This window comes from Ramlibacter pallidus, assembly GCF_015070875.1.
Classification (GTDB): domain Bacteria; phylum Pseudomonadota; class Gammaproteobacteria; order Burkholderiales; family Burkholderiaceae_C; genus Ramlibacter; species Ramlibacter pallidus.
In genome coordinates, this window is the sequence record NZ_JADDIV010000006.1 from 199,336 (window position 1) to 222,138 (window position 22,803).

General features: G+C 71.7%; 17 protein-coding genes. 8 read left to right on the forward strand and 9 right to left on the reverse strand.

Annotation, left to right across the window (positions count from 1 at the left end; translation table 11 throughout):
- Nucleotides 1–14 precede the first annotated feature (14 nt).
- From IM787_RS20470 to IM787_RS20485, 4 genes are read left to right on the forward strand one after another with little or no spacing between them, the layout of a single operon-like run.
- Entirely contained in the window at nucleotides 15–2,249 is a 2,235-nt protein-coding gene (locus IM787_RS20470) for a DUF6351 family protein (RefSeq protein WP_227494536.1), read from the forward strand.
- 38 nt (nucleotides 2,250–2,287) lie between these two features.
- Nucleotides 2,288–3,268 (forward strand): tripartite tricarboxylate transporter substrate-binding protein, encoded by a 981-nt coding sequence (locus IM787_RS20475; RefSeq protein WP_193678577.1) that lies wholly within the window; start codon nucleotides 2,288–2,290, stop codon nucleotides 3,266–3,268.
- 18 nt (nucleotides 3,269–3,286) lie between these two features.
- On the forward strand, nucleotides 3,287–5,176 hold the full coding sequence (locus tag IM787_RS20480; protein ID WP_193678578.1) for a sensor histidine kinase: 1,890 nt from the start codon (nucleotides 3,287–3,289) through the stop codon (nucleotides 5,174–5,176).
- Complete coding sequence (locus tag IM787_RS20485) at nucleotides 5,169–6,509, forward strand: sigma-54-dependent transcriptional regulator (protein ID WP_193678579.1); 1,341 nt, start codon at nucleotides 5,169–5,171, stop codon at nucleotides 6,507–6,509. The genes IM787_RS20480 and IM787_RS20485 overlap by 8 nt, the downstream gene beginning before the upstream one ends.
- Here the strand turns inward: IM787_RS20485 and IM787_RS20490 are convergent.
- From IM787_RS20490 to IM787_RS20525, 8 genes are read right to left on the reverse strand one after another with little or no spacing between them, the layout of a single operon-like run.
- Nucleotides 6,496–7,524 carry an XdhC family protein gene (locus IM787_RS20490; RefSeq protein WP_193678580.1) on the reverse strand — a complete coding sequence of 343 codons (1,029 nt, stop codon included), beginning with the start codon at nucleotides 7,522–7,524 and terminating at the stop codon, nucleotides 6,496–6,498. The two genes, IM787_RS20485 and IM787_RS20490, sit on opposite strands and share 14 nt — an antisense overlap.
- Before the next feature lie 10 nt (nucleotides 7,525–7,534).
- Nucleotides 7,535–9,667, reverse strand: coding sequence for a TonB-dependent receptor family protein (locus IM787_RS20495; protein WP_193678581.1), 2,133 nt, complete (start codon nucleotides 9,665–9,667; stop codon nucleotides 7,535–7,537).
- On the reverse strand, nucleotides 9,664–10,308 hold the full coding sequence (locus IM787_RS20500; RefSeq protein ID WP_193678582.1) for an SRPBCC family protein: 645 nt from the start codon (nucleotides 10,306–10,308) through the stop codon (nucleotides 9,664–9,666). The genes IM787_RS20495 and IM787_RS20500 overlap by 4 nt, the downstream gene beginning before the upstream one ends.
- A 17-nt stretch (nucleotides 10,309–10,325) precedes the next feature.
- On the reverse strand, nucleotides 10,326–11,507 hold the full coding sequence (locus IM787_RS20505) for a vWA domain-containing protein (protein ID WP_193678583.1): 1,182 nt from the start codon (nucleotides 11,505–11,507) through the stop codon (nucleotides 10,326–10,328).
- Nucleotides 11,508–11,511: 4 nt separating this feature from the next.
- Nucleotides 11,512–12,411 carry an AAA family ATPase gene (locus tag IM787_RS20510; protein WP_193678584.1) on the reverse strand — a complete coding sequence of 300 codons (900 nt, stop codon included), beginning with the start codon at nucleotides 12,409–12,411 and terminating at the stop codon, nucleotides 11,512–11,514.
- Nucleotides 12,412–12,451: 40 nt separating this feature from the next.
- Nucleotides 12,452–13,249 carry an FAD binding domain-containing protein gene (locus IM787_RS20515; RefSeq protein ID WP_193678585.1) on the reverse strand — a complete coding sequence of 266 codons (798 nt, stop codon included), beginning with the start codon at nucleotides 13,247–13,249 and terminating at the stop codon, nucleotides 12,452–12,454.
- Between the two features lie 15 nt (nucleotides 13,250–13,264).
- Nucleotides 13,265–15,640: a xanthine dehydrogenase family protein molybdopterin-binding subunit gene (locus tag IM787_RS20520; RefSeq protein ID WP_193678586.1), complete on the reverse strand. Its 2,376-nt coding sequence runs from the start codon at nucleotides 15,638–15,640 to the stop codon at nucleotides 13,265–13,267.
- 13 nt (nucleotides 15,641–15,653) lie between these two features.
- Entirely contained in the window at nucleotides 15,654–16,136 is a 483-nt protein-coding gene (locus IM787_RS20525; protein WP_193678587.1) for a (2Fe-2S)-binding protein, read from the reverse strand.
- Nucleotides 16,137–16,307: 171 nt separating this feature from the next.
- On the opposite strand from IM787_RS20525, the gene IM787_RS20530 reads away from it, so the two are divergent.
- Genes IM787_RS20530 through modC form a run of 4 tightly spaced genes read left to right on the forward strand, consistent with a single transcriptional unit; the run spans nucleotide 16,308 to nucleotide 19,949 of the window.
- Nucleotides 16,308–17,414, forward strand: a complete 1,107-nt coding sequence (locus IM787_RS20530; RefSeq protein WP_193678588.1) for a sigma-54-dependent Fis family transcriptional regulator — start codon at nucleotides 16,308–16,310, stop codon at nucleotides 17,412–17,414.
- Between the two features lie 44 nt (nucleotides 17,415–17,458).
- The gene (gene modA / locus IM787_RS20535) at nucleotides 17,459–18,202 is read left to right on the forward strand and encodes a molybdate ABC transporter substrate-binding protein (protein WP_193678589.1); all 744 of its coding nucleotides are present in this window, start codon (nucleotides 17,459–17,461) and stop codon (nucleotides 18,200–18,202) included.
- The gene (gene modB, locus IM787_RS20540; protein ID WP_193678590.1) at nucleotides 18,202–18,879 is read left to right on the forward strand and encodes a molybdate ABC transporter permease subunit; all 678 of its coding nucleotides are present in this window, start codon (nucleotides 18,202–18,204) and stop codon (nucleotides 18,877–18,879) included. Before modA ends, modB begins: the two co-directional genes overlap by 1 nt.
- Nucleotides 18,876–19,949, forward strand: a complete 1,074-nt coding sequence (gene modC, locus IM787_RS20545; protein ID WP_193678591.1) for a molybdenum ABC transporter ATP-binding protein — start codon at nucleotides 18,876–18,878, stop codon at nucleotides 19,947–19,949. The genes modB and modC overlap by 4 nt, the downstream gene beginning before the upstream one ends.
- Here the strand turns inward: modC and IM787_RS20550 are convergent.
- Nucleotides 19,946–22,771 (reverse strand): response regulator, encoded by a 2,826-nt coding sequence (locus tag IM787_RS20550; RefSeq protein ID WP_193678592.1) that lies wholly within the window; start codon nucleotides 22,769–22,771, stop codon nucleotides 19,946–19,948. The two genes, modC and IM787_RS20550, sit on opposite strands and share 4 nt — an antisense overlap.
- Nucleotides 22,772–22,803: the final 32 nt, after the last annotated feature.

The window sequence follows — 22,803 nt, forward strand, 5'->3', positions numbered from 1 at the left end:
GGAGACACCCACCCATGAAAACGCACGACAACAAGCTCCGCGCCGGCAGCGGCCTGGCGGTCCTGCTGGCCCTGACGCTCACCGCCTGCGGCGGCGGCGGTGGCGGCGACGTGGCGGCGGCCCCGCCCGCGGTGCCCGAATTCCCCGGCCTGCCTCCCCAGGCGCCGGAACCGCCCCCGCCCGAGGCGACCATCCAGCTCGCGCTGCTGTCGTCCCCGGCCGACCGCGTGATGGGCACGACCGCGCTGGTGCGGCTCGAGTTCCTGAAGTTCGACGCCGACGCACGCCTGCGGGTCACCGCCAACGGCGCAGACGTGAGCCACCTGTTCCGCGCGGACCCGTCGACCGGCCATTTCTACGGCAACGTCGAGAACATCCGCCCGGGCGCCAACGAGATCGTGGCGACCTACGGCGCCTACACCACGCGCCTGGCGCTCACGGGCTACCCCCGCACCGGCCCGGTGTTCTCCGGACCGCACCGGGACCCCTTCGTCTGCGGCTACGCGAGCTTCACCCGCCTCGGCGGCGGCGTGCTGACTTCGCTCGAGGACGGCAAGTGCTCGACGCGCACGCTGGTTTCCTACTTCTACCGCAACACCGGCGGCAGCAACACCGGCTTCAATCCCGCCACGGCCACCGCCTACCCGGCGAACATGGCGTACGTCACGGTGAACGGCAAGCAGGTGCCGTTCCTGGTGCGGCTCGAAAGCGGCACGGTCAACCGGTCGCTGTACCAGTCGGCCATCCTGCACGACGCGCTGAACGAGCCGGTCCCCAGCCCCTCGTCGCGCCCCGCCGGCTGGAACGGCAAGCTGGTCTACACGACGATGGGCGGCTGCGGGGCCAACGGCAACCAGCAGGGCAACGACTTCACCACGCTGATCAACCCCGACTACATGGCGCAAGGCTACGCGGCGGTGTCGGCCACCCTCAACAACGCCGCCGTCAACTGCAACGACGTGCTCGCCGCGGAGACGGTGATGGCGGTGAAGGAGCAGTTCACCAAGTCGTACGGCCTGCCCACGTACACCGTCGGCTTCGCCAACACGACGGGTGACGGCGCGCAGCCCCTGCAGATCGCCGACAACTACCCGGGGCTGTTCGATGGCGTCATCACCACGCAGGTGATGCCCGACACCACCACCGGCCTGCTGATGAAGCTGTTCGACGCGCGCCTGCTCGACACCTTCTTCAACGCCAACGCCGCCGCGTGGAGCACGGCGGAACGGCTGGCGGTCACGGGCTTCCGCACCATCGGCAACGTGGCGGGCCACAGCACCGAGGCCGGCCGCATGGACCCGCTGCTGGCGACGAACTACCCGGCCGCGATCCCGGCGGCGGACCGCTACGACCCGGCAACCAACCCCGCCGGCGTGCGCGCCACTCCCTTCGACGCGGCGAAGAACGTGTGGGGTGTCGACGCCAGCGGGCACGCCTTGCGCCCGCTGGACAACACCGGCGTGCAGTACGGCCTGAAGGCGCTGAACGACGGTGCGATCACGGTGGAGAAGTTCCTGCTGCTGAACGAACAGGTCGGCGGCCTGGACCGCGACTTCCGGCCGCAGGCGGCCCGCACCGAAGGCGACCTGCCGGCGATCGAGCGCGGGTACAAGTCCGGACGCATCCTGAGCGGCGGCGGCGGCTTGGCGGCGACGCCGGTCATCGAGCGCCGCAACCACGTCGACGGCACGACCAACCTGCACATGCGGGTGCACTCCTTCGCGCTGCGCGAGCGCCTGCTCAAGGCCAACGGGCACTTCGACAACCACGTGATGCTCACGCAGACCGGCGTCATCGCCGCGCCCGAGCCTCTGGCGCAGATGGACGCCTGGCTGATGGGCGCGCTGGGCGACACCACGCCGGGCCTCACCCGCGCGCAGAAGATCGCCGCCCACCGCCCGGCCGACCTGAAGGACGCCTGCTGGATCGGGGCGACCAAGCACGAGGAACTGCAGACCGCGTTCGGCGCCTCCACCTGCAACGTCACCTTCGCCTCCGGCCGCACGCCGCGCATGGTGGCCGGCGGGCCCCTGGCCGACGACGTCGTGAAGTGCCAGCTCAAGCCGCTGGACCCGGCCGACTACGCCGTGCCCTTCACGGGCGCGGAGTGGGCGCGGCTGCAGGCGGCCTTCCCCGCCGGCGTGTGCGACTGGAGCAAGCCGGGCGTGGGCCAGCAGCCCCTGGCCGGCACCTGGCTGTCGTTCGGCCCGGCCGCGGCCAACCTGCTGTTCGACATCACCCGCCCCTGAAACATTGATTCGTTAACATCCACCACGAGACGGAAACCATGAAGTTGTTGTTCAAGAAGGCGGCCACCGCCCTGTCCCTCGCCACCCTGGCCTTCGCGGTGGGTGCCCAGGACTATCCCGGCTCCAAGCCCATCACCGCGGTCGTGCCCTTCGCCGCGGGCGGCCCCACCGACAAGGTCGCGCGCGAGATCGCGCTGATCATGGGCAAGCACCTCAACACGACCATCGTGATCGAGAACACCGGCGGCGCCGGCGGCACCATCGGCGCGCGCAAGGTCGTGCAGGCCCGCAACGACGGCTACACCATCCTGATCCACCACATCGGCATGGCCACGGCGCCGGCGCTGTATCGCAACCTCGGCTTCGACCCGCTGAAGGACCTGGAGATGGTGGGCGAGATCGCCGACGTGCCCATGCTGCTGCTGGGATCGAAGGCACTGCCGCCCAAGACCTTCAAGGACCTGCTGCCCTACGTCAAGACCAACGCGGCCTCGATCTCGCTGGCCAACGCCGGCATCGGCTCCGCCTCGCACCTTTGCGGCCTGCTGCTGCAAAGCGCGCTGAAGCAGGAGCTGGTGACGGTTCCGTACAAGGGCACCGCACCCGCGCTGACCGACCTCATGGGCGGCCAGGTCAACCTGATGTGCGACCAGACCACCAACGTCGCCGGCCAGGTGAAATCCGGCGCGATCCAGTCGTACGCCGCCATGCAGGGCAAGCGCATCGACGCCTTCAAGGACATCCCGACCGCGGCCGAACAGGGCCTGCCCGGCATCGAGGTGAAGATCTGGCACGCCATGTACGCGCCCAAGGGCACGCCGAAGCCGGTCGTGGACAAGCTGTCCGCCGCGCTGCAGGCCGCCGTGGCCGACCCCGGCTTCCGCGCCAAGATGGCGGAACTCGGTGCCGAGGCCGTGCCGCCCGCCCGCGCGACGCCGGCTTCGTTGCAGAAGCACGTTGCCGCGGAGATCTCCAAGTGGTCGCCGGTGATCAAGGCGGCCGGGGTGTATGCCGACTGACGCGATGCGTCCCGCCGCATGGCCCTGAGCGCGCGCACGCGCCGCGGGGTCCTGTGGCTGCTCGGCCTGGCGATCGTGCTGGCCGGCATGGCCGCGGCATGGAGCCTGGCCGAGCGCGCCGCGCTGCGCTCCCTGCGCAGCGCCGGCGCGCACCGGCTGGACCTCTATGCCGCCAGCCTGCAAAGCGAGTTGAGCCGCTACGAGTACCTGCCGCCGGTGCTCGCGCTCAACCAGGACGTCGTGCGGCTGCTGCGCGAACCGCGCAGCGCGGCGCTGCAGGCCGAGGTGAACCGCTACCTCGAGACCGTCGTGCAGCACGCGGGGGCCTCCGCCGTCTACGTGATGGACACCTCCGGCCTCACGCTCGCGGCCAGCAACTGGCGGCAGCCGGCAAGCTTCGTGAACATGAATTTTTCGTACCGCCCCTACTTCGTGGACGCGGTACGGGGCCTGGCGGGGCGGTTCTACGGCATCGGCACGGTGAGCCGCGAGCCGGGCTACTACTTCTCCTGGGGCATCCGCGATGCCGCCGGCGCCGTGGTCGGCGTCGCCGCGGTGAAGGTCAACCTCGACAAGCTGGATGCCGCCTGGGCCCATGCCAGCGAGAAGATCCTCGTGGCGGACGGCAACGGCGTGGTGTTCCTCTCCTCCGAGCCGGGCTGGAAGTTCCGCACGCTCGGGCCGCTGTCGGCGGAGACGCTGGGACGCCTCGCCCAGACGCGCCAGTACACGGAGGCAGGCGAACTGCAGCCGATCGGCTTGCGCGAAGGCCGCGCGCTGCAAGGCGGCGGGCGCGCGCTGCAGCTGGAAGACGAGCGGGCGCCGGGGCAGCTGCTCACCCCGGAATTTCTGGTGCACAGCCGGCAGGTGCCCGGCACCGACTGGGCGCTGATCATGCTGTCGGACCTGCGGCAGGCGCGCGCCGCGGCGCAGACCAGCGCCATCGTGGCCGCCTGCGCGCTCGGCTTCCTGCTGGTGCTGGCCCTCTACGTGCAGCAGCGCCGGCGCAGCCTGATGGACCGGCTCGCGTCGCGCGAAGCACTGCAACGTGCCCATGACGAGCTGGAGCTGAAGGTGCAGCAGCGCACCGAGGCGCTGAGCGACGCCAACGTGCTGCTGCAAAGCGAGGTCGCCGAGCGCAAGCGCGCCGAGGAACGCCTGCAGGCCACGCTGGAAGACCTGGTCCAGACCGGCAAGATGGCCGTGCTGGGCCAGATGTCGGCCGGCATCACGCACGAGCTGAACCAGCCGCTGGCGGCGCTGCGCACGCTGTCGGCCAACACCATCGTGTTCCTGGAGCGCGGGGAGCAGCAGCAGGCGGTGTCGAACCTGCGCACGATCTGCCACGTGACGGACCACATGGGCAAGATCACCGCGCAGCTGAAGAAGTTCGCGCGCAAGTCCGGCGCCCGGCTCGATCCGGTCCCGCTCGCCGGCGTGCTCGACGACGCGCTGTCGCTGCTGCAGCAGCGGCTGCGCAGCGGCAAGGTGCAGCTCGAACGCGAGGTGCCCGCCGGCCTGGTGGTGCTGGGCGAAGGCAACCGCCTGGAGCAGGTGCTCCTGAACCTGCTGGCCAACGCGCTGGACGCCGTGAAGGAGGCGCCGGAGCGGCGCATCCGCGTCACCGCCGCGGGCGCCGGCGAGTGGGTCATGCTGGAAGTGCACGACAGCGGCCCGGGCATCGCCCCCGAAGGCATGCCGCGCCTGTTCGAGCCCTTCTACACCACCAAGGAACAGGGCGAAGGCCTCGGCCTGGGCCTGGCCATCTCCGCCGGCATCGTGCGCGACTTCGGCGGCACGCTGCGCTGCGCGCGCAGCACGCTCGGCGGCGCCGTGTTCTGCGTCCAGCTGAAGGCAGCGACCTCCGCGTCGCCGCCCCTGAAGGAAACCGTGATCCAGGATGACTGAAGCCTGTACCGTCCTGTTCGTCGAAGACGACCCCGCCGTCCGCCTGGGCAGCACCCAGGCCTTGCAGCTCGCCGGCATGCAGGTGCGCGACTTCGCGTCCGCCGAGCAGGTGCTGGGCCACCTGGTACCCGGCGTGTGCAGCGTGCTGGTGACCGACGTGCGCCTGCCCGGCATGGACGGCCTGGAGCTGCTGCAGAAGGCGCAGGCGATCGATCCCGGCCTGCCGGTGATCCTGGTCACCGGCCACGGCGACATCTCGATGGCGGTGCAAGCGATGCGCCTGGGCGCCTACGACTTCATCGAGAAGCCGTTCGCGCCGGAGCAGCTGACCGAAGTCGTGCGCCGCGCGATCGAGAAGCGCATGCTGAGCCTGGAGGTCGACACGCTGCGCCGGCGGCTGGAGGGCTACCACGCGATCGACGCCAAGCTGATCGGCCGCTCGCCCGCCATCACGAAGCTGCGGCGCCTGATCGCGGACGTGGCCGACACCGATGCCGACGTGCTGATCTTCGGCGAGACCGGCACCGGAAAGGAACTGGTGGCGCGCTGTCTGCACGACCACGGCCGGCGGCGGCAGGCGAACTTCGTCGCGCTCAACTGCGGCGGCATGCCGGAGCAGCTGTTCGAAAGCGAGGTGTTCGGCCACGAGGCCGGCGCCTTCACCGGTGCGGCCAAGCGCCGCATCGGCAAGATCGAGCTGGCCACCGGCGGCACCCTGTTCCTCGACGAGATCGAGAGCATGCCGATGGCACTGCAGGTCAAGCTGCTGCGCACGCTGCAGGAACGCCAGTTCGAGCGGCTCGGCTCCAACGACCTGCTGCCGATGGACTGCCGCGTGATCGCTGCGACCAAGGCGGACCTGCTGGAGCGCTCGCGCGAGCAGGCGTTCCGCAGCGACCTGTACTACCGCCTGAGCGTCGTGCCCCTGGAGATCCCGCCGCTGCGCGAGCGCCGCGAGGACATCCCGCTGTTGTTCGCGCACTTCATCATGCAGGCGGCGCTGCGCTACGAGCGGCAGGTGCCGGAGGTCGGTTCGCAGCAGATGCAGTCGTTGATGGCGCATGCCTGGCCCGGCAACGTGCGCGAGCTGCGCAACGCCGCCGACCGCTTCGTGCTCGGCCTGTCGGAACTGGCGCAAGCCGGTGCCGAGGGCGCCGGCCGCTCGCTCGACGAACAGGTGGCGAACTTCGAGCGCCACCTGATCGAGGAAGCGCTGGCGGCCAGCGGGGGCCGCACGGCGGCCGCGAGCGAGCTGTTGCGGCTGCCGAAGAAGACGCTCTACGACCGCATGCGGCGGCTGGGACTGAACACCGACGAATTCAAGGGGCGGTGAGGGCCCGCAGGTTCTTCGCCTGCGCCACCTCCATGTCGCGCGGCAAAGTGACGCCGTTCTTCACTGCCAGCACCTCCGCCATGATGCTCACGGCGATCTCCGGCGGCGTCTTGCTGCCGATGTAGATGCCGACCGGCCCGCGCAGCCGCCGCAGGTCGGCGGCAGCCAGGCCGAAGTGCTCCGCCATGCGCTGGTGCCGCGCCTCGTTGTTGCGGCGGCTGCCGATGGCACCGACGTAGAAGGCCTCGGTCTTCAGCGCCTCCATCAGCGCCAGGTCGTCCAGCTTCGGGTCGTGCGTCAACGCGATCACGCAGCTGCGGCGGTCCGGCCGGAAGGCCAGCACGACGTCGTCCGGCATGTCGCTCGCCACCTTCGCGCCGGCCACGCTCCAGGCGCCGCGGTATTCCTCGCGCGGATCGCAGACCGTGACCGCGAAGCCGCTGAACAGGGCCATCGTCGCGAGGTACTCGGTGAGCTGGCCGGCGCCGATCAGCAGCATGCGGTACTCGGGGCCGAAGGTGTTGGCCAGCGTGCCCTCGCCCAGCGCGAGTTCCTCGGGCGCCTGCGCCGGCGCCAGCGTGACCGCGCCGTCCGCCAGGCGCACGGTGCGCCGCATCAGCTGCCCGCCTTCCAGCGCGGCGACCAGTTCCTCCAGCGCCTGCGCCTCCGGGTCGTATTCCAGCAGCAGTTCCAGCGTGCCGCCGCAGGGCAGGCCGAAGCGGTGGGCCTCGTCGGCCGTCACGCCGTACTTCACGAACGAAGGCGGTCCGGACGGGATCCGGTGGCCGGGCTCCTTGCCCGCGTAGGCCTGCGTGTGCCGGTAGACCAGGTCGTCCTCGATGCAGCCGCCCGACACGGACCCGACCACGGCGCCGTCTTCCGCGAGCGCCATGATCGACCCGATGGGGCGCGGCGACGAACCCCAGGTGCGCACCACCGTGGCCAGCAGCGCGCGCTTTCCCGCGCGGCGCCAGTCGCGCAGGGTGCGCAGCACGACGACGTCGAGGTTCTCCATGGCAGTCCTCCTAGAAGGCGTAGGCCGCGCTCGCGCCCAGCAGCCAGGTGCGCCCCGGCGCCGGCTCGAAGAAACGGCGGTTGCCCTCGTTGACGATGACGGATCCGATGTAGGCCCGGTCGGCGAGGTTGTCGACGCGCAGGAACTCGCGGAACGTCCAGCGCCCGTGCACCTGCGACAGGGCCACGCGCAGGTTGAACACCGTGGCGGCCGGCGCGAAGTCCGTGTTGCGGTCGTCCACGGCGATGCGGCCCGTGTGCCGCGCCTCCAGGGCCGCCTCCAGCCCCCAGGGACGGTGGCGGTAGGCGACCTCCGCATACGCGGTCAGGCGCGGGATGCCGGGGATGCGGTTGCCGGCGGCCACCGGCACGCTGGCCGCGAGGCACGGCGCGCCGACACAAGTGAGGAAGGGGTCGCTGTACGTCGCGTCGAGGTAGGTAAGGACCGCATGCGTGGACCAGCCCTCCGACCAGCGCCCGGTCAGCGCGGCTTCCAGCCCGCGGCGCCGCGTCCGCCCGGCGTTCTGGAAGGTGCTGCGCCCGCCCGAGTTGCTCAGGACCGCGATCTCGTTGGACGTGCGGGCCTGGAACACCGCGGCGTTGACGCGCCAGTCGCGCGCCGGCTCCGCCTTCACGCCCAGTTCCCACTGGCGGCTCTCCGCCGGCTGCAGGGCGAAGTTGAGTCCCGGACCGCCGGGCCGGTAGCCGGCTTCGTTGAAGGTCGGCGTCTCGAAGCCCTTGCCGGCGGCGGCGTAGACGTTGAGGCGCTCATGCACGTGCCACACCGCGCCCAGCACCGGCGTGGTGGCCTCGTAGCGCACGCTGCCACTGTCGTCGCCGTTGCCCGGCACGATGAACCGATCGCGCGATTCGAAGCGCACCACGGAGTGGCGCAGGCCCGCGGTGAGGCTCACACGCTCGCCCGACCACTGCGCCTGCGCGTACTGGTCGAAGCTGCGCACCCGGTTGTCCTCGTCGCGGCGCAGTTCGCCCTGCACGCCCAGCGTGGAGCCGATGAAGTTGCGGTAACCGCGCCGGTTCTCCTCCAGTTCGTCCGCCATGACGCCGGCCGTGAAGGTGAGCGGGCCGCCAGCGACGCGCGTGCGCGCGATCCACTGCGCGTCGATGCCCTGGTAGTCGCGGTCCAGCGCGATCACGCCGCCCGGGCTGCCCGCGGCCAGCTGCGTGCCCGTCGGGATGGACTGGAACTGCTCGGTGCCGCGCCGGCCGCGCCACGCGGTGAGCTTGGCGGCATGCACGGGGTTGAACGCGTGCTCCACGATCACGCCGGCCTGCGCCTGGTCGACCGACTTGCGCGTGTTGAACTGCAGCGCGGCCGGACTCGCCTGGCGCGGGTTCGCCTCGAACTCGGACCGGGTGAGGCCCAGCGGATCCTGCACGTCGGGCATGTCGACCGCGTTCGCGACGAAGGTCACGCGCGTGTCGGCATCCGGCTTCCAGCGCAGCTTGCCGTTGAAGCCGCGGCGCTGCGCGGCGCTGTGGTCGCGGTACCCGTCGGTCTCGAAGTGCGTGGCGCTCACGTTCCAGTTCCAGGCGCCCTCCTCGCCGGCGAAGCGCGCGGTGTGCCGGCGGATGCCGTCGCTGCCGAAGGCGGTCGCCGCCTCCAGCTGCCGCCCCGGCAGGCCGTCGGCGGTGAAGAGGCTGATCACGCCGCCGGACGAATTGCCGTACAGCGAAGAGAAAGGCCCGCGCAGCACCTCGATGCGGTCGGCCGTGGCGAGGTCGAAATGCGAGATCTGCCCCTGGCCGTCGGGCGCCGTGGCGGGAATCCCGTCCGAGAACAGGCGCAGGCCGCGGACGCCGAAGGTGGAGCGCGCGCCGTAGCCGCGCACGGAGATCTGCAGGTCCTGCGCGTAGTTCTGGCGGTTCAGCGCGACCACGCCGGGCACGCGCGCCAGGCTTTCCGACAGGTTGACCTGCAGCTGCCCGTTGCGCACGGTGGCGCCGGGCACCACGTCGACGGATGCAGGCGTGTCGAAGGCGTCCTGCGCCACGCCGGGCGTGGGCGTGACGACCACGGGGCGCAGCGTCGGCTCGTCCCCCGCGATGGGTTGCGGCGCCTGCGCCGCGGCGGCGAATGCGGCACCACCCGCGGCCACGCAGGCCAGCTGGCGCAGCTTCATCCTCCACTCGCCAGCAGCGCCAGCGCCAGCAGCACGGCCGCGGCGAAGACGATCCACGCCCACACCGGCATGCGCCTGGCACCGGTCTCCGGCATGGTGTCGCCACCCAGCTCCTTCGGTGCCAGGTGCGCGGCCGCGGCGGCGGCGGCGGCTTCACCGGCGGGGGTGGCGCCGGTCGCCTCCGGCTGCGGATACCGCTGCTGCATCTCCTGGTCGAAGCGACGGAAGAAGTCCTCGGCCATCGACCTGGCGACGCCATCCACCAGGCGCTGTCCCACCTGCGCGATCTTGCCGCCCACCTGGGCGTGCGCCGTGTACTGGAGTTCGCAGCCCGGGTCGGCCGCCGCCGTGACGAGGTTCACCTTGGCGTGGCCCTTGCCGAAGCCGGCCGCTCCGCCCTGTCCTTCGAAGTTCAGCGTGTAGCTGGTCGGCGGCTGCACGTCGGCCAGCAGGATCCTGCCGTTGAAGCGCGCGGCCACGGGGCCGACCTTCACGCTCATGCCGATCGCGTACTGGTTCTCGCCGGTGGCTTCCACCTTGTCGCAGCCGGGGATGCACTTCTTCAGCACCTCCGGATCGTTCAGCGCGTCCCAGGCCTGTTGTTGCGTCACCGCCAGGGGGCGGCTGCCTTGCATTTCCATGTCGGACCCTGTTCGTTCTAACTGTCGAGCAGATCGGCGAGGCTGCGAGCGAGGTCCTGGAGCTTTTCCAGGTTGTGCACCGCCAGCATCGCGTGCGCATGCCGGTGCAGCACCGCCGCACCGCGTGCCAGCGGAGCATAGCCTTCGAAGCGCAGGAGCGGGTTGAGCCAGAGCAGCCGGCGACAGCGGTGCGTCAGCCACTCGAGTTCGCGCGCGAGTTCCTGCGGTTCGCCGGTGTCGAGACCGTCGCTGATCACGAGCACCAGCGTGCGGCGGCCCACCAGCCGTCGCGCGTGCTCCCGCCGCAGTGTCGTGAGCGATTCGCCCAGCCGCGTGCCGCCGGCATAGTCCGCGATCGCCTTGCCGGCCGCGGCCAGCATCGCATCGGTGTCCGCGATGCGGAACGCCGGCGTCAGGTCCGTCAGCGCGGTGCCGAAGGCGAACGCGTCGCGGCGCCGGTGCGCCCGCGTGGCCGCGTGCAGGAAGGCGAGCAGCAGCCGCGCATAACGCTCCATCGACCCGGACACGTCGACCAGCACGAGCAGCGGCAGCGGCTGGCGGGTGCGCTGCATGCGGCGCAGCACCAGCAGTTCGCCGCCGGTCTGCGCCGACTGCCGCATCGACCGCCCCCAGTGCAGCCGCGGACCGCGCAGGCCCGGCTGCATCCGGCGCATCTCGATGTGCGGCACCGGCAGCGCGATGTCGCGCGCCAGCCGCTCCACCAGGTGGAACTCGGAAGCCGTCAATGCGTTGAAGTCCGCCCGGTGCAGGCGCGCCACGTCGCTGGCGGTCATGGCCGCGTCGAAGTCCACCTCCCGGTCCGGCGGCTTAGGCGCGCCGCCGAAGCGGCGTTGCGGCGCCAGCGCCTCGCTCACGCGCGGCCGCCGCTTGCGCGCGTCGCGCTCGCCCTGCGCGGAGGGCAGCATCTGCGCCAGCAGCTTGTGCGCCATCTCCGGATCGCGGAAGAACGCGTCGAACAGCTCGCGGAACACGGCGCGTTCCTGCTCGCGGCTGACCAGCACCGACTCGAGCGCCGCGGCGAAATCTTCCTTCGGCGTCACGCCGACGAGCTGCGCGGCTTCCTGCGCCAGCGCGATGCGGGCGCTGTCCACCCGCAGTCCGGCGCGCCGCAACGCGCGGCCGAAGCCGGCGATGTTGTCGGCCAGCTTGCCGGCGCGCGCATCGCCCAGCGTGGCCATCGGCTCAGGCGGCTTCCGGCTCGGGCTTGAGCAGGTCGGCCGCGAGCTCGCGCGTGAGGGCGTTGACGTCGTCGCGCTGCTTGAACAGGATGCCGGCGGTGTCGGTGACGATCTCCGGGTCGAGGGCCAGCGTGTCGAGCGCGACCAGCGCCTTGGCCCACTCCACGCTCTCGGCGATGCCGGGCGCCCGCTGGAAGGCATTGGCGAAGGGCTGGCTGCGCAGCCGGCCGACGAAGGCGGCAACCTGCCGCGACAGCGACTCGCTCGCCTCCGGCACCCGGGCGCGCACGATGGACAGCTCGCGCTCGCGTTCCGGATAGTCCAGCCAGTGGTACAGGCAGCGCCGCTTGACGGCGTCGTTCAGTTCGCGCGTCCGGTTGCTGGTGAGGATGGTGACCGGCGTGGCCCGCGCGCGGATGGTGCCGATCTCCGGGATGCTGACCTGGTACTCGCCGAGGTACTCGAGCAGGAAGGCCTCGAAGGGTTCGTCCGCCCGGTCGACCTCGTCGATCAGCAGCACCGCACCGGGCTCGGGCGCCTGCAGCGCCTGCAGCAGCGGCCGGCGGATCAGGTAGCGGTCCTGGTAGACCTCGCGCTCGATCTGGTCGGTGCTCTCCTTGCCCTCCGCGGCCCGCATGTGCAGCAGCTGCGCGGCGTAGTTCCACTCGTAGAGGGCTTCGCGCAGCTCCAGGCCGTCGTAGCACTGCAGCCGCAGCAGGATGCGCTGCAGCGCCACGGCCAGCGCCTTCGCGAGTTCCGTCTTGCCGACGCCCGGCTCGCCTTCGAGCAGCAGCGGCCGCTGCAGCTTCAGCGCCAGGTAGACGGCGGTCGCGAGCCGGCGCTCGGCGAAATAGCCCGCGGACTGCAGGGCGGCCTGGAGGGCGTCGATGGAGGCAGGAGGCATCGGGGAATCATGGCACGCCGGGCCCGCGCCCGGCGCCCCATCAGGTGCCCAGCGCCTTCGCCACCGCGCGCTGCGTCAGCACGGACACCAGGTTCGCGCGGTAGGCTGCGCTGGCATGCAGGTCGCTCGACAAGGTGGACGGATCGACCTTCACCGCGGCCGCCGCCTCGGGCGTGAAGCTGCGCGTGAGCGCCTGCTCCAGGCCCGTGTGACGGAAGACGCCGTTGCCGCCGCCGGTGACGGCGACGCGCACGCCGCCGTCGGTCTGCGCGACGAACACGCCGATCAGCGCGAAGCGCGACGCGGGCTGCTTGAACTTGATGTAGGCGGCGCGCTTCGCCAGGGGGAAGCTCACGGCCGTCACCAGCTCGCCTTCCTGGAGCGCCGTCGTGAACAGGCCCTGGAAGAAGTCGTCGGCCGTGATCTTGCGCTGCGTCGTGTGCACCGTGCCGTCCAGCGCCAGCACCGCCGCCGGATAGCACGCGGCCGGGTCGTTGTTGGCCACCGAACCGCCGAGGGTGCCCATGGCCCGCACCTGGCGGTCGCCGATGCCGCCGGCGAGCTCCGCCAGCGCCGGCAGCGCGCTGCGCACGTCGGCATGGGCCGCGACGTCGGCATGCCGCGTCATCGCGCCGATCACGAGGCGGTCGCCCTCGCGGCGCACGCCGGCGAGTTCGGGGATGGCGCCGAGGTCGACCAGCGTCTCCGGGTTGGCCAGCCGCAGCTTCATGGAAGCCAGCAGCGTCTGGCCGCCCGCGAGCAGCTTGGCGCCGCCGGCCTGCGCCGCGCGCGTGGCGTCGGCCAGGGACGAGGGGCGCTGGAAGGTGAAGTCGTACATGTTCGTCTCCTCGTCTCAGGGCTTCGCGGCCTGGATGGCTTCCCACACGCGCGAGGGGCTCGCGGGCATGTCGAGGTCCTTCACGCCCAGGTCCTTCAGCGCGTCGAGCACGGCGTTGATCACCGCGGGCGGCGACCCGATCGCACCGGCCTCGCCGCAGCCCTTGGTGCCCAGCGGGTTGTGCGTGCAGGGCGTGCAGATGGTGTCGAGCGTGAACGTCGGCATGTCGTCGGCACGCGGCATGGCGTAGTCCATGAACGAGCCGGTCAGCAGCTGCCCGCTCTCCCTGTCGTACACGCAGTTCTCCATCAGGGCCTGGCCGATGCCCTGCACCAGCCCGCCGTGCACCTGCCCCTCGACGATCATCGGGTTGATGATGGTGCCGAAGTCGTCCACCGCGGTGAAGCGGTCGATCTTGACCACGCCGGTCTGCGGGTCGACCTCCACCTCGCAGATGTAGGTGCCGGCCGGGAAGGTGAAATTGGTCGGGTCGTAGAAGGCGGTCTCGTTCAGGCCCGGCTCCAGCTTGTCCAGCGGGTAGTTGTGCGGCACGTAGGCCGTCAGGGCCACCTGGCCGAAGGTCACCTTCCGGTCGGTGCCCTTGATGCGGAATTCGCCGTCGCTGAACTCGACGTCGCCCTCGCCGGACTCCATCAGGTGCGCGGCGATCTTCTTCGCCTTGGTCTCGATCTTGTCCAGCGCCTTCATGATCGCGGCGCCGCCCACGCTGATCGAGCGCGAGCCGTAGGTGCCCATGCCGAAGGGCACGCGGCCGGTGTCCCCGTGCACCACGTCGACGTTCTCGACCGGGATGCCCAGGCGCGCGGCCACGACCTGCGCGAAGGTGGTCTCGTGGCCCTGGCCATGGCTGTGGGAGCCGGTGAACACCGTCACGCTGCCGGTCGGGTGCACGCGGATCTCGCCGCATTCGAACAGGCCCGCCCGCGCGCCCAGCGCCCCGGCGATGTTCGAGGGTGCGATGCCGCAGGCCTCGATGTAGCTGCTGTACCCCAGCCCGCGCCTGAGGCCCTTCGCCTCGCTGGCCTTGCGGCGCTGCTCGAAGCCCTTGACGTCCGCCAGCGCGTTCGCCTTGAACATGGCCGCCAGGTAGTCGCCGGTGTCGTATTGCAGCGCGACCGGCGTCTGGTAGGGGAAGGCCGTGATCATGTTGCGTTCGCGGATCTCGTCCTGCGGCAGCCCCATGTCCCAGGCGCAGCGCGTGACCAGCCGCTCCAGCAGGTAGGTCGCTTCCGGCCGGCCCGCGCCGCGGTAGGCGTCGACGGGCGCGGTGTTGGTGAACCAGGCATCCACCTCCACGTAGATCTGCGGCGTCGTGTACTGGCCCGCCAGCAGGGTGGCGTACAGGATGGTCGGTACCGCCGTGGAGAAGGTGGAGAGGTAGGCGCCCAGGTTGGCGTCGGTGTGCACCCGCAACGCGAGGAACTTGCCCTGGCTGTCCATGGCCATCTCGGCGTGGCTCACGTGGTCGCGGCCGTGCGCGTCGGAGAGGAAGGCCTCGCTGCGGTCGGCCGTCCACTTCACCGCGCAGTTCAGCTGCTTCGCGGCCCAGGTCAGCGCGACGTCCTCGGCGTACAGGAAGATCTTGGAGCCGAAGCCGCCGCCGACGTCCGGTGCGATCACGCGCACCTTGTGTTCCGGCAGGCCCAGCACGAAGGCCGTCATCAACAGCCGTTCGACGTGCGGGTTCTGGTTGGCGACGTAGAGCGTGTACTCGTCGTTCGCGCGGTTGTACGCGCCGATGGCGGCGCGCGGCTCCAGCGCGTTGGGGACCAGCCGGTTGTTGGTGAGGTCCAGCTTCGTCACGTGGGCGGCCCTGGCGAACACGGCGTCGACCTGGGCCTTGTCGCCGATCGCCCACTTGTAGCAGCGGTTGTCCGGCGCGATGTCGTGCAGCGCCGCCGCCTTCGCGGCATCGCGCACGTCCACCACCGCCGGCAGGATCTCGTACTCGACGTCCACCGCCTCGGCGGCGTCGCGGGCCTGCTGCTGCGTGTCGGCGACGACCATGGCGACGTGGTCGCCGACGTAGCGCACCTTCCCCTGCGCCAGCACCGGGTGCGGCGGCTCCTTCATCGGGGTGCCGTCGGTGCTGGTGATCAGCCAGCCGCACGGCAGACCGTTCATCTTGCCTTCGATGTCCTGGCCGGTGAACACGCGCACCACCCCGGGCATCGCGGCGGCGCGCAGGGTGTCGATGCGGCGGATCGCCGCATGCGCGTGCGGCGAACGCACGAAGGCGGCGTAGCGCTGGTGGGGCAGGTTGATGTCGTCGGTGTACTGGCCGGCGCCGGTGAGGAAGCGCAGGTCTTCCTTGCGGCGCACGGACTCGCCGATGTGCGGCAGCTTGGCGAACGATTCGTTGGCACCCATGGCGTCCTCCCGGTCAGCGGCCGACAGGGGCGGCGGCCGTCGCCGCCATGCCCTGCTGCACCGCCTTGACGATGTTCTGGTAGCCCGTGCAGCGGCAGATGTTGCCTTCGAGCTGCTCGCGGATCTGCGCGTCGCTGGCATTCGGCGTGCGCTTGCACAGGTCGACGGCGCTCATCACCATGCCGGGCGTGCAGAAGCCGCATTGCAGGCCATGGCACTCCTTGAAGGCCGCCTGCATCGGGTGCATCGTGCCGTCCGGCGCGGCCAGTCCCTCGATGGTGGTGATCTCGGCGCCGGGGTGCTGGACGGCCAGCGTGTTGCAGGACTTGATGGCGCGCCCGTTGACGATGACCGTGCAGGCGCCGCATTGCGCGGTGTCGCAGCCCACGTGGGTGCCCGTCAGGCGCAGCTGTTCGCGGATCGCCGTGACCAGCAGCGTGTTCGGCGCGACGTCGACCTGCGACGGCCTGCCGTTGACCTTGAGTTGGACCAGCATGTCTCGTGTCTCCTGGGGGTGGCCTGGGGGAAGGCCATTGTTGGATTCGACCGCGGGGCCATCCCTAGGCGAAACCCTAGGAAGGCGTAAGCTGCCGGGGGAAATTCTCAAAATGGAACAATGGCCCGCCGCAGTGCATCGCGCGCTGCGCACCCGTTGCAAGGAGCGCCCATGACCGACGCCGCCGCTGCCTCCACCGCCGGCCGCCTGCTGCAGATCGCGCGGGCGCGGCAGGCCGTGATGGAGGAAGGCCGCGTGGCCACGGATGTGCTGGTGCCGGGCTGGTACGACGGCGCGTGGATCCAGCGCTCCTGGCGCCGCTGCCTGGAGGCCGGCCAGCGGCCCGAGCGGCCGGTCGCCTTCGACGTCGTGCCGGAACAGCGGATGCGCCGCGTGCGCGAGGCGAACCGGCAACTGGTCGAAGCGGCGCGCCCCGTGCTCGAACAGCTCAGCCGTGCGATCGCGAGCACGCGCTACTTCGCGATCCTCACCAACAACGAAGGCGTGGTCGTCGATGCGCACGGCCCGATCGACGCGCAGGACCGCCGGGCGGCCCTGATCACGCGGGTGGGCGTCGACCTCTCCGAACGCAGCGTGGGCACCACCGCCATCGGCGCCGCGCTGGCCGAGCTGCACCCGGTGTGGCTGCACCGCGGCGAACACTTCTTCCACGACACCGGCTGCTACAGCTGCGCGGGGGCACCGCTGTTCGGCCCGGACGGCCGCTGCGTCGGCATGCTGGACCTGACCGGCATCGACGCCGCCGAACGCCCCGAACTGAAGCACCTGGTCGCGCAGTCGGCGCGCAGCATCGAGAACGCCCTGGCGCTCGGGCGGCCGCACCGGCTGGTGCTGCGCCTGAACTGGCCGGGCCGCATGCTGGGCGACGAGGGCGACGGCCTCGTCTGCCTGGACGCGGACGGCTGGGTGGCCGCGACCAACAGCGCGGCCCGCGAGATGGTGGCGACGCTGGCGCAGGCGCAGGCGCAGCCGGTGCATTGCAGCGAACTGTTCGCGCAGCCCTGGGAGCCGCTGTTCGACCTCGCGCACGGCAGCGACCATGGGCCGGTCGAACTGCCTTTGTGGTCGGGGCTGCGCCTGCTGGCGGTGGCGCAGGCGGCCGGCAGCGCGCGGGCTTCGCGCCTGCCCTTGCGCGACGTCGAGATCGCGCTGATCCGCAAGGCGGTGGACGATGCGCGCGGCAACGTGATGGAGGCGGCGCGCGCCCTCGGCATCAGCCGCGCCACGGTGTACCGGAAGCTGGCGCAGAAGAAGTAGGCGGGCTTGTTCCTATACTGGCGGCCACGCCCGACCCGCCCCTGATGTTCCGCGCCCTCGCCTTCTGCCTCGCGATCCTGGCCGCCTGCACCGCCCGTGCCGGCGAGGTGCAGGTCGCCGCCGCCGCCAACCTCGGCCCGGTCATGGACCGCATCGCCGCCGCGTTCGCGCGCGACACCGGCCACCGTGCCATCGTCGCGCTCGGCTCCACCGGCAAGCTGCACACGCAGGTGCGCAACGGCGCGCCCTTCGAGGTGCTGCTGTCGGCGGACGCGGCGACCCCCAGCCGGCTGGTGGAAGAAGGCCTGGCCGTCAGCGGCACGCAATTCACCTATGCCCTCGGCCGGCTCGTGCTGTGGAGCGCGCGCGAAGGCGTGGTCGACCCGCGCGGCGACGTCCTGCGCAACGGCGCGGTGACCAAGCTGGCGATCGCCAACCCGCGCGTGGCGCCCTATGGCGCCGCGGCGATGGAAACGCTGCAGAACCTGCAACTGCTGGCACGCTGGGAACCGCACCTGGTCACCGGCGAGAGCATCGCGCAGGCGCACCAGTTCGTCGCCAGCGGCAACGCGGGGCTGGGCTTCGTCGCCCTGTCGCAGGTGGCGGAGAACGGCCTCATCGCGCGCGGCTCCGGCTGGATCGTGCCGGCCCGCCTGCATGCGCCCATCCAGCAGGACGCCGTGCTGCTGAAGGCCGGGGCCGCCAACCCCGCGGCCACGGCCTTCCTGGTCTACCTGCGCGGCAACGCCGCCCGCGCCATCCTGCGCCACGGCGGCTACGGGATCTGATGAGCGCCGGCGACCTGCAGGCGATCCGGCTCACCTTCCTGCTGGCGACGGCAACGACCGTCCTCCTGCTGCTGATCGCCGCGCCGCTCGCCTGGTGGCTGTCGCAGACCGTCTCGCGCTGGCGCGCCCCCGTGGCGGCCGTGGTGGCCTTGCCGCTGGTGCTGCCCCCGACCGTGCTGGGCTTCTACCTGCTGGTGGCGCTGGGGCCGCAGGGATGGGGCGGGCAGCTGACGCAGGCGCTGGGCCTGGGGCTGCTGCCCTTCACCTTCGGCGGACTGCTGCTCGGATCGATCCTCTACTCGCTGCCCTTCGCCGTGCAGCCGCTGCAGAACGCCTTCGAGGCGGTGGGGCGGCGCCCGCTGGAAGCCGCCGCGACGCTGCGGGCCGGCCCGCTGGACACCTTCTTCCACGTGGTGCTGCCGCTGTCGCGCGGCGGCGTCGTGCAGGCGGCGGTGCTGTCGTTCGCGCACACCGTGGGCGAGTTCGGCGTGGTGCTGATGATCGGCGGCAACATCCCCGAGCGCACGCGCGTGGTCTCCACGCAGATCTACGGCCACGTCGAGGCGCTCGACTACACCTCGGCGCACTGGCTGTCGGCCGGCATGCTGGCCTTCTCGTTCATCGTGCTGCTGGCGCTGGCGCGCCTGAACCGCCGCAGCGCGCGGGTGCTCGGATGAACGCGCCGCTGGAACTGCGCGTGCGCCTGCCGCGGCCCGGCTTCGTCCTCGACGTCGACCTGCGCCTGCCCGCCGCGGGCATCACCGCGGTGTTCGGCGCTTCCGGTTCGGGCAAGACCACGCTGCTGCGCTGCGTCGCGGGGCTGGAGCCCGCGGCCGACGCCCGCATCGTGGTCGCCGGCGAGACCTGGCAGGACGCCGCCACAGGACGCTTCGTGCCGACGCATCGCCGCGCGCTGGGCTACGTCTTCCAGGAAGCCAGCCTGTTCGACCATCTCGACGTGCGCGGCAACCTGGCGTTCGCGCGCAAGCGCTCGGCGGCGCCGACGCCGCTGGAGCCGCTGCTGGAACTGCTGGGCATCGCGGGGCTGCTCGATCGCGCGCCGGCTTCGCTGTCCGGCGGCGAGCGCCAGCGCGTCGCCATCGCGCGGGCACTGGCGACCGGGCCGCGCCTGCTGCTGCTCGACGAGCCGCTGGCGGCGCTCGATGCCGCGCGGCGCCGCGAGATCCTGCCGTGGCTGGAACGGCTGCGCGACGAACTGCGCATCCCCATGCTGTACGTCACGCACTCCGGCGACGAGGTGGCGCGGCTGGCCGACCATCTCGTGCTGCTCGAGGGCGGAGGCGTGCGCGCCGCCGGCCCCCTGGCCGAGACGCTGGCGCGCATCGACGACGCCGGCGTGCCCGGCGAGGAGGCCGGCGCCCTGCTGCACGCGGTCGTGGCCGAGCGCGACGCGCGCTGGCAGCTCGCCCGCGTGTCCTTCGACGGCGGATCGCTGTGGCTGGCGGACACCGGCCTGCGCGAAGGCCAGGCCGTGCGCGTGCGCGTGCTGGCCCGTGACGTGAGCCTGGCGCTGCGGCCGCCGGAAGGCAGCAGCATCCAGAACGTGCTGCCGTGCGAGGTGCGGGCCGTCGCCGCCGGCGCGCACCCGTCGCAGTCGGTGGTGCAGCTGGCCTGCGGCGGGTCGCTGTTGCTGTCGCGGATCACGGCGCGGGCTGCGGACGCGCTGCACGTGCAGCCCGGCGCGCGGCTCTGGGCGCAGGTGAAGTCCGCGGCGCTGGTGGCCTAGGACGAAGCCGGCTGGATGCGCACGCGCGCGAGGTGCTCGCGCAGCGCCGTGATGCGCAGCTGCAGGTCTTCCGGCGCGGCGTCGAGCGCGCGCCGCTCCAGGAAGCGGCTGTGCTGCGCGGCCCAGTGCAGGCCCATGGTCGCCAACCCGCCGGCCGCGCGGTGCGCGAGGAACTTCACGTCCTCGCGCTTGCCCTCGGCGAGCGCGGCGGCGATCGCCTCCACGGTGTCCCGCTGCGTGCGCACGAAGCCGGGGAAGACCTCCATCCACTCCGGGTCGATGGTCACCAGCTCGTCGGCCGGCGTGCTGGTGAGTTCGGGAAGGGCGCTGCGGGCCGGAGCCGGGACCGGAACCGCGGCCGGGGCGGGCGCCGTAGCGGGTTCCGGTTCGTCCTCGAGCCAGCTGGGCTTCTCGTCCCAGACCGGCGTCGAGCCGATGATCGCGGACGGGAGGGCGGGCGCCGCTTCACCGGCCTCCAGCGAGCGGACGGTGGCCAGCAGCAGTTCGCGGCTCACCGGCTTGGGCAGGAAGCGGTCGGCCCCCGCGGCACGGGTGCGCGCGGCGGTGGCGGGGTCGTCGTTGCCGGACATCATCACGATGCGGCAGCGCGGCCGGCCCTCGGCCTCCTCCTTCGCACGCACCCAGCGCACCGTCTCCAGGCCGTCCTTCAGCGGCATCTCCATGTCGCACAGGAGGTAGTCGGGCCAGCGCGTCTCCATCATCTCGGTGGCCACCAGGCCATTGGGCGCCGTCTCCACGTGGAACGGCGGGCTCGGCAGGAAGCGCCGGATGACCAGGCGCAGGTACTCGTCGTCGTCCACCAGCAGCACCTGGCGCGGCGGCAGCCCGGCCACCGCCTCGGCCGCGGAGACGCGCGGCGCGTCCTGGGCGAGCGGCACCGGCAGCGCATCCCGCAGGGGCCGCAGCGTGAGGGTCAGCGTGGTGCCCTCGGCGGCGCTCGTGCGCATGTGCAGGTCGCCCTGCTGCGCCCGGGCCATCAACCGCGCCGAATAGGTGCCGAGCCCGGTGCCTCCGACCTTGCCGCGCGTCACGTATTTCTCGAAGAAGCGGGCGGCGATGTCGGGCGGGACCTCGCGGGTGTTGTGGATGGTGAGCACCACCGGGTCGCCGTCGCGCAGCTCCAGGGTGACCTGGCCGCCGCGGTCGGTGGCCTCCACCGCGTTCTTCACCAGGTTCGCCACGATGGAGTAGCAAAGCAGTTCCTCGGCGCGCACGCGCACCGGTCCCGCCTCGGAGCCGCGCAGGTGCAAGGTCACGGCGGCGCCGTCGGCGGCCGGATGCAGGTCGACCAGCACGCGCTTGACCAGTTCGCGCAGGTCCACCGCCTGCGGGCTGAACTCGTAGGTGCCCGTCTCCATGCGGAACAGCCCCAGCGAGAGGTTGACCATCTCCAGCATGCGGAAACCGGCGCGCTGCAGCACGCCCACCAGTTCCCGCTGCTCGGCGTCCAGCCGCGGGTCCTCGCGCAGCAGGAAGGTCACGCCCAGGATGCTGTTCAGCGGCGTCTTCAGGTCGTGGCGCGAGATGCGTTCGACGTCCTCGCGCAGCCGGGCGTTCTCCTCCAGCGTGCGGCCGCGCTCTTCCGCCGTGAGCGCGCGGCTCAGGCGGCGCGCGATCACCACGGCGGGCGACAGCAGGAACAGCGCGAACCCGAAGGGCGCGAACTTGCGGTCCGGCCCGGGCGTGTCGATCAGCAGCAGGTCGATGACGAAAGTGACCAGGATCGCGAGCATGCCCGCCAGCAGCACCCGCGCGTCGAAGGGCGAGCGCCGGTTCGCCTTGACCATGGCCGCGGCCATGTAGAGCGCCACGACGACGGCGGCGGCCTGGCCGGGCAGCGCCAGGTAGGAGTACACCGAGGGCGGCAGCAGCAGCACCGCCACGCCAGCGAGCGTGAGCGTGCCCAGCACCACCTGCGCGACGCGGCGGTGGATCTCCGCCGGGAACAGCCCGCGCAGGGTCAGCAGGAACAGCCCCATCGCGGCCAGCCACGACAGGTACTCGACCCACATGTACGGCCCCCAGGCCAGCTGCGGCGGCAGGCCCCGCAACAGCAGCCGCTCGCCGATGACGTCGGTGTAGACCGCCATCGCCACGCAGAACAGTCCGTAGACCAGCGGCGTGCGTTCGCGGCGGCGGACCGCGAAGAACAGCAGCGCGACCGCCGCCGTCAGGAGGTAGGTCGCCAGCAGGGCGGCCTGCGAGATGATGCGCGACTCCCGGACGCGGGACAGCAGGTCCGCGGGGCCCACCCGGATCGGACGCACGAAGCCGCCCGCGCGGTGCTCGAAGTTCGACACGTGCAGCGTGATGCGCAGGGGACAGGCGAACTCGCGGCTGATGGGGATGCGCGTGTGGATCGCCGCGTGGCTCTTCGCCTTCGTCGGCCCGGGCTCGCCGTGAGCCGCCACCAGTTCGCCGTTGACGAACAGGCGGGAGGCGGTCCGCTGCCCCACCGCCTCCACCGCCAGCTGCTCCCCCGCGGGGCAGTCCACCCGCAGCATGTAGCTGCCCCAGCCGTTCTCGCCCGGCGGCTTGCCGTCGGCGCTGATGTCGTTCCAGCTGGAGGGAACGGGGGCGAAGGCATTGCTGGGGAGTTGCTGCCACGCCGGATCGACGAACTCGCCCCAGCTGAAGCCCCAGTCGCCCTGCAGGCCGGACGGCTGCGTCAGGCCAGCGGGCAGGACGATGACGCCGCGCTGCGCCCGTGGGGCGGCCTCGGTCGACGCCGCCGCCAGGATGGGCAACAGCCACGCGAGGACGAGGAAAAGGCGGGCAAAGCTCCGCACCGGCGACACCATGGGGGGAGTTTAGGGGCGCCGGGGGCCTCCCC